Consider the following 15,230-nt stretch of genomic DNA (forward strand, 5'->3'; position numbering starts at 1 on the left):
TACCTCTCTTTATCTTCCCCGTTACTATAACATATCCACTCTGCATAATCTACTATTAAAAATATGTAATCATCAGATTATATAGTTTATCATTTTTGAAAGTATTACTATTCCATGATTCTATATTATAGTCTTTGTACCCCTCAACAATAAATGACTCCAGTTTTTGCATTAGCTTAACTGTTACTTTTTTATTTACAAACTCATCTTCGAATTGTTTTAAAAAGATTGATTCTATTCTGCTAAGAGCATTAGAAATCCTATCAATTATCTCCTCGGAATCTTCAATTGTAAGTTCTTTTGTATTTATATCTATCTTTTGTATTTCAATCAATATCTTTTCATTTTCACTTCGAATAAGTTTTGTGAATTGAAGAATATCACTAATAAGTTCATAAGCACTATTTCTGTTAAATTTCTCTAAATAATCAATCTTTTTGGTTTGCAAAACATCTCTAACTATGTCAGCATCTATCATATTATTAGGTATACCATCTTTAGCCATGATTGCAACAATCAGCGCTTTTATATAGTAGTCACCATTTCTGAGAAAGACATCCAGTGCTCTATAAAATATATCATTTTTCAATATAGTATTATTTTCAAAGTCTTTTGCATCAATTGATTCTGTAATATTTTTCTCCCATAATAAGTATGAACCAATGATATTGATATATGGACTGCGCCCCCTCTCATACTCTTCTTTTTTATAAAAAATCTTTCTTTTAACATCATCTCCAGAATATTCCAGTAAGCTATGCCCAGCACTTGCTCTTGATGCGCCAGGCTGTTGTAATATTAATGCTTTATACATTTTGGCAAAGTCTTCAACATACATAGACTTTCCGATTTTGTTTTCGCCTCTTCGTTTAATATATAGACCCAAATCAACAAGTTGCTTCCGAACATCTGAAACAATTTTGTTATTAAACATTATATCTGAAAGTTTAACTTCTTTTTGTCTATTTAATGACACAGTTATTTTATTGCACAAATCAACGCTCTTATTTTGATCTAGCTTAATAATACGAACCAATACCGTCGCTTTCTTATAGTTATCTATTTTATCTAAAACATCCTTGTCTTGGCTCAAATTATACTCATTCAATCTTTCGATATACCATTTACTTGCTATTGTTAATGTTTGTGCCCCATTTATTATAGAAAAATTTTGAATCTCAATACTATTAGTGCGTTGGATCTTATAGTCATTTGCAATAATAACTATTCCATTATTAAAAAACCAAAAATTTTCTGGCTCATTTTCAAGAGTATTTTCAATAGAATTATCTACATCCAATTTATCTTTCAAAATAAACTCCCTAACATTATGAGTAAACAAATTATCTCCAAATTTTAAGTATAATTTTGTGAGGGTACTCATTGGCATATTGAATACATAACTTTCAATATCATTTTTTTCATAATACAGTTTATCAATCCTAGTTGTAATTTCTAATTCATAAAAAGAATTACTAATTTTTTCAAATAAATACTCAACATTCCCGCGCCTTTTTTCTAATAATCTTTTTGCTTTTATTAAATGACTCCAATCATTAGTCAATATACAGATATGATAACTCCTTTTATGTCCATTTTTCTCAATTAAATCATCAATTTTAGTAAAGGTTTCAGCTATTATCTCGTCTTTATAAAAGAAAATATAATAATTAATTGTTTTATTTTTGTTATCTTCTGATTCCACACAATAAAAAGTCTGTTTTTCTGAATAAAATTCAATATTATTTATAGTAATATGTGAGTTTATCCACTCCATCACTAACTTATCTTCCATCCTCTTATTCATAATATATCTCCTCAAAAATTTTATTGATTTCTTTTTTTATAAGTCTTATTTCAGTATCATTTTCTATCTTAACTGACTTATCAACCTTTTTGATTATGGTTTCTACCTTAGGATGAAACAGCTCCATATATATATTTACATTATTTAGTCTACAATTATAAATTTCTAAAAGAATATTTTTCATGTACACAAATAATAATATTAATTGTTCCTCAGTACTTATAACCTTTCCGATTTGTGGAATACTGTATTCAATATCATCTAAATATTTCTGCAACAAATTTTCTATTTGTCGTAGTATATCATCCTCCGCTTCATCATAAATAGCGTCTAATTCTCTTTGGAACAAGTCAAACGAAGCATCAAGCTCATAGGCAAAGTTGATTTTCAAATCTACATTGCTTTTCTCAGTTTGTTCCTGTATCCACTTGACCATATTTTCAGTTTCTGGATAAATTGTTCCTTTATGAATACCGAATAAAAATTGTAAATCTTCTAAAATCTCTTTCTTTTTATCTGTATTAATATATATATGTTTATAATGTGCAGAATCAATCGGTATATAATTCATCGATGGGAAGAGAATAAAGCCACCATATTGTGAGACAACTCGTTCATTCACCTTAGAATGAGATAGTATTTTTACATTTCTATTAAAAAGTGGCATATCTAAAATATTATTATTCGAGATAATATTCTTATAAAAACTTTGTATTTCTTTAGCACCTGGATTAAAAATCTTTGGGAAATTAAATACAAATACATGTCCAAGATTATCTATCCAATTATTTAAATTAGTATTATCAAAACCAAACTCACACGCAAAATATAGAGCAATTAAACAATTATACGATATATCTAACAATCTGCTTCCAAATCCGCCATGTTGAGCTTGAATCGCGCCTTCTAGAAAATCATCTTCCCTATGCTGTCGTAAAATATTATAAGTTTTTAATTGATAAAACAGTTCCTGTTCAAAAGTGTTACTTATATTTAATTGTCCATTTCTAAAAATATTTGGTTGCATAGGAATATCAAACGTTTGCGCCTCACCTCTGAATAAACACATTTCTTGATTTACTCGATAGTTGCTACAAATATCTTTTATCACAGCAATATATTCTTGAACCGAAGAAATAATCGGTATCTTATATTCACTGTTTGACAGTTTAATAGCTAATAAAAGTTGATCATTAATTTCTTCTTTCGTTGTACAATCATCTAATAAGGTTATTATGAGTTCAAATTTTTCTTTCCTTATCCCAGTTAAAGCATATTCAGAAATAATTGTTTGAATCATTTGTATTATTTGTGCTTTAATGTTTTTATTATAGTTAAACCTTACTTCTTCACAAAGAAGATTTAACTCCTTAATATATTTTTTCATACCACTACATCCACCTACAATAATATAATTATATTATAATATTTTATATAGTGAAAAACTAGAGTATTTATTTAGAATACCTACCGAAATTCGATGAAAATTGCGCAAAACTAAAAGAGAGAACAGTTAAACTGTTCTCTTTTTCATCTTCCCATCCAGCGTTTTACAAATTGTACTATCTCCCAAATAATAAAACCGGCAATGACGAAAAATAGTGCAAAGACTAGTAAGCCAGCCGATGCAATGATGCCATTTACCAACGCTGCTAAAATGTATTGTTGCATACTCTCTAATGCTACCCGTAAGTATGAACCAAAAATTAATAATACCAGACAAATTACAAAAACAACTGTCAGGGTAATAATAATCTTGGGTCCGATTCTTTTTTGTTGTGGTATTCGTTTAGCTTGGTACACCGGTTGTGCCTGAATGACAATCTCTTGTTCGACATAATCATTTTCAACTGGTGTATTGTATGATTGATATTCATAATCATTTTCTTCATTATCTATCTCTTTGTTAATACTATTTTTGCTCTTCAATTCTGAAGCGTCTTGATAAAGTTCCTCGATGACAGCAAACAATTCTGCTTGCACGACCATTTTTGATTGATGTTTGGCACTTAAATCTTTTGCTTTTTCCTCGAGATAATCAATTAATTCTGTCTTCTCCATTGGTAAAAAGGCAGCTAACTGATCGTATAATATATCGATTCTTTCCAGCACCTCATTACTCATCTTTTTCATCCTCCAAGAAGTAATTAATAATTGTGATTGAACGTTTCCATTCACTGCATTTTTCGACAAAATAAGACTGCCCGCGGCGACTGATTGTATAATACTTCCTCATGCGTCCCTCCGCATCCTCCATATAGGAGCTGATATGTCCTTGTTCTTCCAATCGCTTTAAAGCAGAATATAGCGTTGCCTCTTTAATGACATACTGTTCTTTTGATTTAATCTCAATTTCTCTTGCAAGCTGATACCCGTATTTATCATCTTCAAGAAGTAAGGAAAGCAAGATAATATCAATATTACCGCGAATTGTATCGCTACCGATTGGTTTCATATGATATTACCTCCTTTACTTATTAAGACATCTACCCTTATTTTAAAGAGAAAGAGAATGTTTTGCAACATTCTCAATGATTTTTTGCTTATTAATAAGTAAAGTTGCTAGTAATTGTTTATTATTGAACTTCAATTTCTTCGATTGTTTGGAAGATAGCATTAGTTACAATTAACTTTCCGCCAGTTCCTTCGGCTACTTCATAAACAACGGTTCCTTGAACTCGGTCTCCTGGAGCTAGTTCGCCTGATTTAAAAGAATCATCTCTTGTGTTCATTGTTTGAGTTAATTCAACACCATCGGCATTTTTAAATTTAAAGTAGAATGTATTATATGGTAAAGCTTTGTCTTGTTCAGTATTGTTAACCGCTTCAACAGTTAATACTAAATATTCTTTTCCATCACTTGCAGTTTGAAAACTTGTCAATTCTTTTGTACGTTCCGTACTCAATACTGTATATGTTAACTCAGTTGGTACCTCTTGTTTTTGTTCTTCGGCTGCAGGTGCTTCTGTTGAACCTGTACTTCCGCTTCCGCATGCTGCAGTTAATGTTAACGCACCTACTAACGTCAACGCAATAAAAATTTTCTTCATACTTTATTTCCTCCTAATATTACTATGTCTCTAATACTATGACAGACATAGTATGATGTTCTTCTTTATTTTAGAATAAAGCGTATCTAATGTCAACATCTTTTAAGTGAAATAATTTAAAAATAGTTTTATCCGTAACTTAATGTTTTTTCACAAACCGAAAATCCCCCGATAATTGCCGAAAAGAATTGCTGTTTTTGCCATTCTCCCTTATACTTTAAAGTAAGGAGATGAATGCTATGAAAAAGTTTGCTTATATTTTTGACTCAACCATACGTATCGATCAGGCGGACATTGACGCTTATAATATTTTTATTCAACCACTATACGTAATTATTGATGGTAAGCCATATCGCGATACTATAGATATTACTGCTGAGGACTTCTATCAAAAACTGAAAGATGGTGCTGAGCCTACAACTTCACAGCCATCTGCCGGTGATTTTGTTGAAACTTATGAAAAGATTAAAGCACAAGGCTACACTGATGTATTAGTCTTTACCATTTCAGCGAAGCTAAGCGGAACGGCGCAAGCAGCTAAAAGCGCGGAATCATTAACTGACGGTCTTACTGTCCATATATTTGATACCGGAACAACTTCATACCTGGCCGGATTATGTGCCTTTGATGTCGTGAAATTTGCTGAAACAACTGATGATTTAGATGCTATCCATGCTTTTGCAGACGATATATTTGGCCGAATTGATATTCGTTTCTATGTTGACTCATTAGAAGCTTTGAAACGCGGTGGCCGGATTTCTTCATTCCAAGCGGCAATCGGAAGTTTATTACAAATCAAACCAATGATTCGCCTTGTTGATGGTGAGCTCGATAACTACAGTAAAGAGCGAACCAGCAAGAAAGCCGTAAAAGCAGTTATGGAAGATATGCGCAGTGTTGGCCCATTTGAAAAAGTCATTTTACTGCACTCAACTGATCCAGGTATCATTGAAGCATTAACTACAGCATTTGAAGCTGCCTACCCGGGCGTTGAATATCAGTTAGCACCGCTTTGTACGGTGATTGGTGTCCATACCGGCCCATATGTTGGTGCACTTGCTGTTGTGACCAAAGATAAACATGAATAAAAAGCGAAAAACGCTCGTTGCGACAACGAGCGTTTTTTTAATTTCTCCAACTTACAATTTATAGAATAACAGACTGCCTTTACTCCGCAGATAAAGGGACATGCCACCAGCAATGACTGCGATGATTAAGCTGCAAACTAAAGCCGCAACCATCATGTTGACTAGCAAGCCAAGCGCAATATAGACACCAATAATCACCAGCGCCAGCAACATATTGCACAGCATTGCCAAACCAACGCTTGCGCTCTGTTTGACTGCATGCATCTGTGACTTCCAGTTAAATTTCGGAAACCATAAATTCATAATTAAACCTAAAAGTCCAACCATAACCGTGAATAACAGCATGGCAATAATAAACCCAATTGTTTCAGCAATGCCAATCTGACAAACAACTCCAGCGATAACGCCATCGATAATAATAAATGGAACGGTAACCGTAAGCTGCAATAATAGTTTACTGATGGCAATTTGATTAAATGACAGTGGTAAACTTTTTGGAATCCATAAAGAGTTGCCTTCAAGCGAAATTGATGGTGCAGTGGTACAAGTCAGGGCCAAACAGAACCCGAATATACCGACAACAATCGGGAACATAAATGCACTAAAATCAAGCGGTATTTCCATGAGTGACGCAAGTTGTGCCGGGCTAACAAAAATCAATGAACCAACAAACAAAGTTAATAAGATAACACCAATTGCCGTATTCATAAGATAAGCTTGTGAAGAAAAGTATCCTCGCAACTCTTTTTTATAAAGTGCCTGAATTGGTGAACCAACACTTAGGCTTTTCATCTTATAGTCAGCACGACTATAATGCTCACTCATACTGCTATTAATACTACGGAAAAATTTAGCAAAGACCCAAACAAAAATGACGAAAACCAATGCCGAGATACCAATGAATAAAATGTAGCTCATTACATCGCCATGCGCCAGCGCATTAACAAACCATTGTGCCGGGAAGTAATACGCCATTGTTTGATTAATCATTGTTAGTGCAGCCATAATATCATCACCGGAGATATTAACGGTTTGCAGCAAAAAGCTGCCAGCAACAATCGCGGTTATTAATATACATGAGCCAATAATCAAAACCAAGTTCCCGGCACGAAAACGTGAAGCAATCATCCCTAATAAGAAAGCAAATAAACTACCAACCAACATCGGAATAATCGGTACAAAAAGCAACATGATAATTGCCATTACGTAGAACAACGGTCCGCTGCCAGCAAACACACCATAAGCAATAACCATTGGCACCGAAAACACCAACGACAACAAACTATTTGAGCCATACAACATGACAAACTTACTGCTTAAAATTGACTGAAAACGCAACGGAAAAGCCATCATAATGTCAAAATCTTTCAAATTAAACAAAAACCCCGGGCTCTTATAAATACTAAAGAACAAAGCCACTAACGTCGTTACCAGCATTGCCAAAACTAACTCTGTCTCCAGCATATTATATTGAGCCAATAAATATGCTGTCCCAAACGCCGAAGCAACTACAAAAGGCACCACAAATAAAGCCAACAATGCCAGCCCAACCATCGCCCAGATGGCGCGGCTGCGATGCGCACCGCCGCGCCGCAAACTATTTAAGCTGTAGTTATGAATAAAGCTGATTTTTACCAACTGCCAAGTTTCACTGATGATCGTGTTCATGGTCTACCAACTCCAAAAATAAATCTTCCAGCGAGCTATCGCCGCGTACGGTTTCCATATCACCACTTGTTACAAGTACACCTTGATTGATAATCGCAATTTTATTACATAATTTTTCAGCCACGTCTAACACGTGGGTGGAAAAGAAAATTGCACCGCCGGCGGCACAAAGTTCACGCATTTGTTCTTTTAGCAAATGCGATGCTTTTGGATCCAAACCGACAAATGGTTCATCTAAAATAAGCAATTTAGGTTTATGAATAAACGCTGAAATCAACGCTAACTTTTGCCGCATCCCATGCGAAAATGAAGCGATTGTATCACCTAAATTAGCGGTTAATTCGAACATGTCACTATACTTTTTGATTTCAGCTTCACGTTCAGCTTTGCTGATATGAAAAATATCTGCAACAAAATTAAGATATTGAATCCCGGTTAAGTTTTCATACAAATCCGGATTATCAGGAATATAAGCCAATTCCCGTTTACATGCAATCGGATCGGTTTTTATTGAATGACCATCAATATAAATCTCACCTTGCTCAAAATCCAAAATTCCGGCAACACATTTTATTGTTGTTGTTTTACCGGCACCATTATGTCCAATAAACCCATAAATATCACCAGCTTGAATATCCAGAGATAAATCATTGACAGCAACTTTTTCATTTTTATATGACTTCGTTAAATGCTCTATTTTTAGCACAAGTCTCACCTCTAACTCTATGATTAAATCAAGTATACACCCGCCTATCTAGATAGTCAATAGATATTTAGGCAATTGTCTAAATATATACTTCTTAAAAAAACCCAACCATTTTACTATGGTTGGGTTTTCTATTTCTCTTAACGACTAACGTGAATCTCAATGTGGGTATTCATGCCGACATATTCGCTGTATTTCGACATCCAGACGATCGTTCCTTTTGGTTCGCTTGAACTAACGTATTTAATCGTATAGGTTATATTGGCATTTTTCGATTTAAAGTTGAAGAAATATGCCGGTATTTCATTTTCCTGGCGCCCAATAAGATTTTCGATATAAGGTTTGCCAAGTGAGTAATATACTTTTACTGTTTTGTCTGTACCAGTCAGGTATGTACCGCTGGATTCTGATTGCCAGATTAGCTCACCGAATGGTGTATTCTCACTGTATTCAGTGACAACGATGACTTGCAAATCATGCTGGCTGCCAAGTTCGCCGGCGGTTTCTGCGGTTGCATTACCAAACCAAGGCACTACTGATGCTTTACCAACAGATACAACAACCGTCATCTTATCTTTTTTAGCGACTTTTTCACCGGCTTTTATACTTTGTGAAACAATCATTTCTGCCGGCACAGTATCTGAAGATGCTTCATCATAAGTCATCTCAATCATATTGGTTTTTGCCCAAGCTTCAACTTCAGCTTTTGATTTATTGGTAAAGTCCGGAACTTCAATATTCTTTTCAAAGACTTCCTTACCTTTTGACATATAGATGCTTAAACCGTCAGCACGAGTATAGGTGGCTGCAGTTATATTCTTATCTTTAAATTCCATTTTAAGATATGTTCCTTTCGGAACATTTTCATCAAACTGTTCAACAATCTTTACATTTTCAGCTTTATTGCTATCAACCCAAGCCTTCACTTGGGTGGTATTCATTTTACTGAAATCCGGTAGTGCAATGCGTTCGTCCGGATCGGCACCTTTACTGACCTGTACTTTGATTACTGAGCCTTTTTGAATATTGCTGCCCTCAGGAATATCCTGGCTGACAATCATATTTTCATCTTGTTCAATACTGAACACCATTTCGGTTTCAACTTCAATATTGTTTTTCAGTGCCCAAGTCTTCAGTTCACTAACCGGTGTCCCTACAAAATTTTTCACTTGTACTTGGTTAAAGAATAGGAATGCTAAGAATGCAAGAATACAAACCAGTACTGCGCTACCACCAATAATTCCATAACGAATCATTTTCTTTTTATGGTAACTCTTATCAATTTCAACTTCTTCATCGCGGTCGTCACGACGGCTAGGCTCAGCCTTACGGCGTCGTGACGTTTCCGGTACCGGCTTCAATGCGCGCGCCGGAATAATGACCGGAGCAACTTCTTCCTCATCATCACTATCATCATCAATGTGATCAATAGCAACTGCATCTTCAACCGGTACTTTACTTTCTATTGGTTCTTCTGCCGCAACTTCACTTTCAAGTGGCTCAGTAGCCGAGTCTTCTTCTGCGGGTTCGGTTTCAGTTACTACTTCTTCAGGTGACTCGTTTTCACTTGCTTCATTAGCCGCTTCATTAAGTTCTTCAGTTATTTGTTCTATTTCATCCTCTACAAATGCTTCTTCTAGCTCTGCTTTTGTTTCTGCTTCATGTTCTGCGTCCAATAACTTATCATAATTATCTTTACTAAACTTACTTAAAAAATCACTCATCGATAGTCATGGCGCCCTTTCGTAATCTAAGTGTCACATCTGACTGCTCAGCAATTTCACTTGAATGGGTAACCATAATAACGCATTTTCCATGTTCATGGGCAAGAGTTTTGAAGATTTCAATAATTTCATTTTCCATTTCTTCATCTAAGTTTCCGGTTGGCTCATCTGCTAAGATTAAATCAACGTTAGTAGCTAATGCACGGGCAATCGCAATCCGTTGCTGCTCTCCACCAGATAGTTTATTCACCAGACGGTCAGCCTTAGTTTTATTGATGCCAATGTAGTCAAGTAAGTTATAAGCAACTTCTTTCACATCACTAGGAATTTTATTTTCTGTAACATTCATCGCAACCATAATATTTTCAACCCCGGTTAAATACGGAATCAAATTATATGATTGAAAGATAATTCCAACATCATTGCGGCGATATTTTTCGTAGCCAATAGTCGCTATATCTTCGCCTTGGAATAAAACCTCACCTGATTTTGGCGTATCTAAACCGCTCAGTAATGATAGAAAGGTTGTTTTCCCTGAACCTGAATGACCTAAGATAGTATAAAATGTTCCCTTTTCAAACTCACAGTTAACATCGCGCAAAACAAAACGCCGTGTGTCACCATCTTGGTAAAAATAACTTAAATCTTTGGTTGTAACAAATTTGTTTTCCATTTCATTCGCCTCCTTACATCATTATCTTTCGCGGATTTAATCGTAGTATATAGAGAATTGGTATTAATGTTGATACAACAACTGTGAGTGAGCCGACGCCGTAGAACAACAAAATTGTTGTTGGGTCAAGGCTTACAGAATAGCTGTCAGCAACTTCTTCACTTGAAACTGATGATCCATAACCTAACCATTCAAGGTTGCCGCCGTAATAGCTACCACCTTGTTCTTGTTCAGCAATCATTTGGTTTTGTAACATCGTTGATGAGATCGACTGGGCAATCATGTTGCCGCTGAAGAGCGACAATGTGATTGCTACTAATGCAACGCTGAACACCTCAATAACAATTTGGCCAATAACTTTTAGGCGTTTTTCACCCAAAGCCAAATAAACACCAATCTCGTGCTTACGGTCGCGCAAGAATAAAGTCACCAACAAACTTAAAATAATCAGTGAGGCCGCAATCGCCACCACCAAAATTATCCCGGCAATCCATTGAATCGTTTCTAATGGGCCAGCAACCGCTTTATAGCTGTCACTGCTTAATTCTACAGTGTAAAGCTCAGGAATCAGCGCAGATGCCTCGGCGCGAAACGCCTCGCCCTCTGCCGGATCATTTAAAATATATACCGGTTGGTAAAAGACTGTATTCGGCATCGCTTGGTCCGGATAATCAGCATTCCAATTCTCTGACTGGAATTCTGATGCCTTAATGGCTACTTTGTTTGGTGAATAAATCATGTTCTGTTTTTCAATATTCATATAATCGAAGTCCATCTGACCATTTTTACTCTCAGCCTTCACTTCAATTTTTGGCTCAAAAATACCAATAACTTCTAGGTCATAACTTTCAACTTTTTTAGGAGCCGTTGTATCTTCTCCGGTACTATCATAGACTGCTTTAACATCACCATAATAGTTATTATCTAAAGTAATTTTGTCACCAACTTTTAAATCATTCAGTTCAGCTAACTGTTTACTGATTAAAACAACCTGGCTGCCATTTTTCACTTCTGACTCGGTAAACACTCGACCATCTGCCAGCGTTGCCTGCCCAGACTCAATTGCCAGCATTGGTGCATACTCTATCCCATAAAGTGAAAAATAAGTATCTGTGCCCATGCCGCCATAAACAACTCCGCCATCTTCGCTTTCAACCCGTTTCAAGGTCTTGCTTGATAAACCAGCCATTGCCGAATAGTCAAAATACTTAACTTGTGGCAAGGCAGCAACAGCTTCCATCTCAGCGACTGTCAATGATGGTGGTGACTGATCACCCAATGCTTCCCAGTCAATATTCTGGTAATCAAGGCTGAGTGTTGCTGCGGCACCAAGCTGACTGCGAATTGATTTCTCAGTATTGGCAACTGCCTGTTGCACTGAAATTGCGCCGGCAATAATGTTCCCTAAAATAAAAATAAGTATCAACAAAATAACCGATTTACCTGGTCTTCTGACAATACTTAGCATCGCCCGTTTAAAAAAATTCATACACTTTCCTCCCATATACTCTACTAACATTATCATACTTTATTTCACATAAACATACTAGTTACAATTTCGTAATATCGGAGAAAAAGAAAATAGGCGGACCCAAGGTCCGCCTAATAGAGTGATTGAAAACGATTGAAATCGTAGGAAATGGATAAGAGCTGTGATTGAGCGTATATAAACATACGTGATTGAGCAGATTTTATTCATTTTCTTAGATTGCGAGCGTTTTACAACACTCCATTATTTTGGCAATTTAATCAAAAATCGAGTCCCCTTCGGCTGATTATGAACCGCCTTAATTGAGCCATCATGACTCTCAACAATCCAAGACGCAATCGAAAGTCCTAATCCGCTGCCACCCTGAGCACGACTGCGTGCCTTATCTTCACGATAGAAGCGATTGAAAATTTGTTTTAAGCTCTCATCACTGACACCAACGCCAGTATCAGCAATACTGATTTCAATTTTACTATCCTTTTTAGCGGTTTCAATAGTAATACTGCCTCCTGCCGGCGTGTATTTAATCGCATTATCCAAAAGAATAATAATTAATTGCTGAATTCTAGCTTTATCGGCATGAATCATCAACTCATCGGCCATATCAAAAGTGACCGTTTTCTCTTCAGCTTCAGCAATATCAGAGTAAGGCATGGCAATATTGCGAATAACTTCATTGATATTAAATGACTCTTTTTCTAACTCTGTCTGACCTGACTCGGCGCGAGCTAAGGTCAGTAAATCACTTGTCAGCTTCGCAAGCCGGCGCACTTCACTCAATGTAATAGCTATTGCCTCACTCTCGTTGATAATCTTTTCATTTGGCTTAGTCAGCAGCAACTCTTGTTTGTTCTGAATAACCGTGAGCGGCGTGCGCAGCTCATGCGATGCATTCTCCACAAACTCATTCTGCCGATGCCAAGCCTCTAAAATCGGCTTCATTGTTCGCCGCGAAAGCAAGTAACTAATGGTAATTGACAATATAACAAACAGCACAACACAAATACTCAGGATCTGAACAAAATTACTAAGCGTATTTTGTTCACCATCAACATTAATCAACAGTTGAACATAGTAATCAGTACCATCAACCGTGATTGGAAAACTTAATTCACGGAATTGATTATTATTAATTGCAACTGCAAAAATAGTGCCATCAGCTTGAGCCGGATCAAAAGCTAAATGACTATAATAATTATCGTAAGCACTCTGACCGAGACTGCCTGAGTTTAGAATATTACCGTCTTGGTCACGAATAATTTTCGCAACCCGGAAACTATCCTTAGCATCATCAATTGGCGGTTGCATATTCTCAGTACTATCACTATTCTTACTGGTATCAACATTTTCACCAATACCGATATCTTTTGGACCGTCGTCTTTTCTTGGCCCGAAATCCTTGCCATACAATTCTTTATTAAAAAAAGCTTCATTAGATTGCATTAATTCCATTGTTGAACGCAAGTCATTATCAACTTTACTGTATAAAGCATTACTCATTTGCGAGAAAATAATAGCACCAAATGCGCTGAACACCAAGGTAAAAGCAAGAAAGTTATATAACATCCCTTTTACTAACTGACGCTGAATTAATTTTTGCTCACGCATTACTCGCCACCTTCTTCCGGAGCAAACATATATCCTAATCCCCGAATCGTTTTCACATAGCCATCATAGCCGTATTGCTTCAATACTTTCCGCAAGCCACTGGCATACACCTCAACAACATTCGTTGTTGTTTCTGAATCAAAACCCCAAATCCGATCAAAAATCTGTTCCTTAGTTAAAATAGTATTGGGATTATTCAATAAATACTCCAGAATATCAAACTGCTTTCCTTGTAAAGTTACTACCTGCTCATCAATCTTCACCTCACGATTTTGGACGTTCACGACCAAACCCTTGAACTGCAATAAATTATCTTTTAGCCCGCCACCGGCACGACGTACCACCGCTTCAAGTCGTGCCAATAACTCCTCACGATGAAACGGCTTCACCAAATAATCATCAGCACCGGCCTTAAAACCGCGCACCTTATCATCAATACCATCCTTAGCAGTCAGCATCAAAACCGGAGTCGCAATATGTTTATGGCGCAGCGCTTCAAGCACCTCATAGCCATTCATATATGGCATCATAATATCCAAAATAATGACATCATAAATCGCCTGCTCTGCTTCAAACAAACCCTCCTCACCACCAAATGCCTGAGTACAATCAAAAATATGGCTAATGCTCTCAACAATCGTATCCGACAAAATCCGCTCATCCTCAACAACAAGTGCCTTCATAAATCCAACTCCTTATGCTTCATAATAGCATTTTTTAAACGCTTTAAAAAGCTCTTTAATATAGTTTATCTCTTTTACCTTAAATCAACCTTAAAGCGAAGAAAAAAACATCGGACCTCAGGGTCCGATGTTTTTCCGATTTTCTCTCAATTAAAACTTAACTTGCGGAACTTCACGTTCAGCATCAGCCGTTTCAAAATATGGTTCGTCTTTGAAACCGAACATTCCAGCAATAATATTTGATGGAAAACTTTGAATCCGGGTTTGGTATTTCATAACTACATCATTGTAGAACTGGCGAGTTACACTGATTTTATTCTCAGTATTAGTCAGCTCATCTTGCAATGACAAGAAATTTTGATTAGCTTTTAAGTCCGGATAAGCTTCGGCAACAGCAAACAAGTGCCCTAAAGCGGCAGTTAATTGATTACTGTTTTCCATTTGTTCTTCGATTCCAGTTGAACTAATCGAACGAGTTCTGGCAGCAATAACTTTTTCCAAAGTTTCTTGTTCAAAGTTTTTGTAGCCTTTTACGGTTTCGACCAGATTAGGAATCAGGTCATTTCTACGTTTTAATTGGACATCAATTTGCGACCAGCTATTTTTCACACGGTTACGTAAATCAACTAAACCGTTATAAGCCGAAATAACATAAATGATTAATCCGACAACAATAACTGCAATGATAATAAGTGCTATCCACATAAACATTTCCTCCTAAATTTTTTATCTAT

At 36.1% G+C, this 15,230-nt stretch carries 14 protein-coding genes; 1 reads left to right on the forward strand and 13 read right to left on the reverse strand.

Translation table 11 applies throughout. The features are described from left to right. Positions 1-55: 55 nt before the first annotated feature. The 5 genes from FEZ08_RS06885 to FEZ08_RS06905 all read right to left on the reverse strand — a co-directional run bounded on the left by FEZ08_RS06885 (position 56) and on the right by FEZ08_RS06905 (position 4,857). Positions 56-1,807 (reverse strand): AIPR family protein, encoded by a 1,752-nt coding sequence (locus FEZ08_RS06885; protein ID WP_138190989.1) that lies wholly within the window; start codon positions 1,805-1,807, stop codon positions 56-58. Continuing rightward, positions 1,800-3,194 (reverse strand): FRG domain-containing protein, encoded by a 1,395-nt coding sequence (locus FEZ08_RS06890; RefSeq protein WP_138190990.1) that lies wholly within the window; start codon positions 3,192-3,194, stop codon positions 1,800-1,802. Before FEZ08_RS06890 ends, FEZ08_RS06885 begins: the two co-directional genes overlap by 8 nt. Positions 3,195-3,337: 143 nt before the next feature. Continuing rightward, positions 3,338-3,931: a hypothetical protein gene (locus tag FEZ08_RS06895; RefSeq protein ID WP_138190991.1), complete on the reverse strand. Its 594-nt coding sequence runs from the start codon at positions 3,929-3,931 to the stop codon at positions 3,338-3,340. Beyond that, positions 3,924-4,262, reverse strand: a complete 339-nt coding sequence (locus FEZ08_RS06900; protein WP_138190992.1) for a PadR family transcriptional regulator — start codon at positions 4,260-4,262, stop codon at positions 3,924-3,926. Before FEZ08_RS06900 ends, FEZ08_RS06895 begins: the two co-directional genes overlap by 8 nt. A 121-nt stretch (positions 4,263-4,383) precedes the next feature. Next, complete coding sequence (locus FEZ08_RS06905; protein ID WP_138190993.1) at positions 4,384-4,857, reverse strand: DUF4352 domain-containing protein; 474 nt, start codon at positions 4,855-4,857, stop codon at positions 4,384-4,386. Positions 4,858-5,096: 239 nt separating this feature from the next. Between FEZ08_RS06905 and FEZ08_RS06910 the strand changes: the two genes are divergently transcribed. Beyond that, positions 5,097-5,945 carry a DegV family protein gene (locus tag FEZ08_RS06910; protein ID WP_171014978.1) on the forward strand — a complete coding sequence of 283 codons (849 nt, stop codon included), beginning with the start codon at positions 5,097-5,099 and terminating at the stop codon, positions 5,943-5,945. A gap of 51 nt (positions 5,946-5,996) precedes the next feature. Here the strand turns inward: FEZ08_RS06910 and FEZ08_RS06915 are convergent, their stop codons facing one another. From FEZ08_RS06915 to FEZ08_RS06950, 8 genes are all read right to left on the reverse strand, one after another. Next, the gene (locus FEZ08_RS06915) at positions 5,997-7,613 is read right to left on the reverse strand and encodes a putative ABC transporter permease subunit (protein ID WP_138190995.1); all 1,617 of its coding nucleotides are present in this window, start codon (positions 7,611-7,613) and stop codon (positions 5,997-5,999) included. Beyond that, on the reverse strand, positions 7,594-8,319 hold the full coding sequence (locus FEZ08_RS06920; RefSeq protein WP_138190996.1) for an ABC transporter ATP-binding protein: 726 nt from the start codon (positions 8,317-8,319) through the stop codon (positions 7,594-7,596). The genes FEZ08_RS06915 and FEZ08_RS06920 overlap by 20 nt, the downstream gene beginning before the upstream one ends. 140 nt (positions 8,320-8,459) lie before the next feature. Further along, positions 8,460-10,043: a PASTA domain-containing protein gene (locus FEZ08_RS06925; RefSeq protein ID WP_138190997.1), complete on the reverse strand. Its 1,584-nt coding sequence runs from the start codon at positions 10,041-10,043 to the stop codon at positions 8,460-8,462. Next, positions 10,036-10,716 carry an ABC transporter ATP-binding protein gene (locus FEZ08_RS06930; protein ID WP_138190998.1) on the reverse strand — a complete coding sequence of 227 codons (681 nt, stop codon included), beginning with the start codon at positions 10,714-10,716 and terminating at the stop codon, positions 10,036-10,038. Before FEZ08_RS06930 ends, FEZ08_RS06925 begins: the two co-directional genes overlap by 8 nt. Positions 10,717-10,729: 13 nt before the next feature. Beyond that, complete coding sequence (locus FEZ08_RS06935) at positions 10,730-12,205, reverse strand: ABC transporter permease (RefSeq protein WP_171014979.1); 1,476 nt, start codon at positions 12,203-12,205, stop codon at positions 10,730-10,732. A 243-nt stretch (positions 12,206-12,448) separates the two neighbouring features. Further along, positions 12,449-13,813 (reverse strand): sensor histidine kinase, encoded by a 1,365-nt coding sequence (locus FEZ08_RS06940; RefSeq protein WP_138191000.1) that lies wholly within the window; start codon positions 13,811-13,813, stop codon positions 12,449-12,451. Further along, positions 13,813-14,496: a response regulator transcription factor gene (locus tag FEZ08_RS06945; RefSeq protein ID WP_138191001.1), complete on the reverse strand. Its 684-nt coding sequence runs from the start codon at positions 14,494-14,496 to the stop codon at positions 13,813-13,815. The genes FEZ08_RS06940 and FEZ08_RS06945 overlap by 1 nt, the downstream gene beginning before the upstream one ends. 150 nt (positions 14,497-14,646) lie before the next feature. Further along, complete coding sequence (locus FEZ08_RS06950) at positions 14,647-15,201, reverse strand: LemA family protein (RefSeq protein WP_138191002.1); 555 nt, start codon at positions 15,199-15,201, stop codon at positions 14,647-14,649. Positions 15,202-15,230 lie beyond the last annotated feature (29 nt).

The sequence above is a fragment of the Culicoidibacter larvae genome (assembly GCF_005771635.1).
GTDB lineage: Bacteria > Bacillota_I > Bacilli_A > Culicoidibacterales > Culicoidibacteraceae > Culicoidibacter > Culicoidibacter larvae.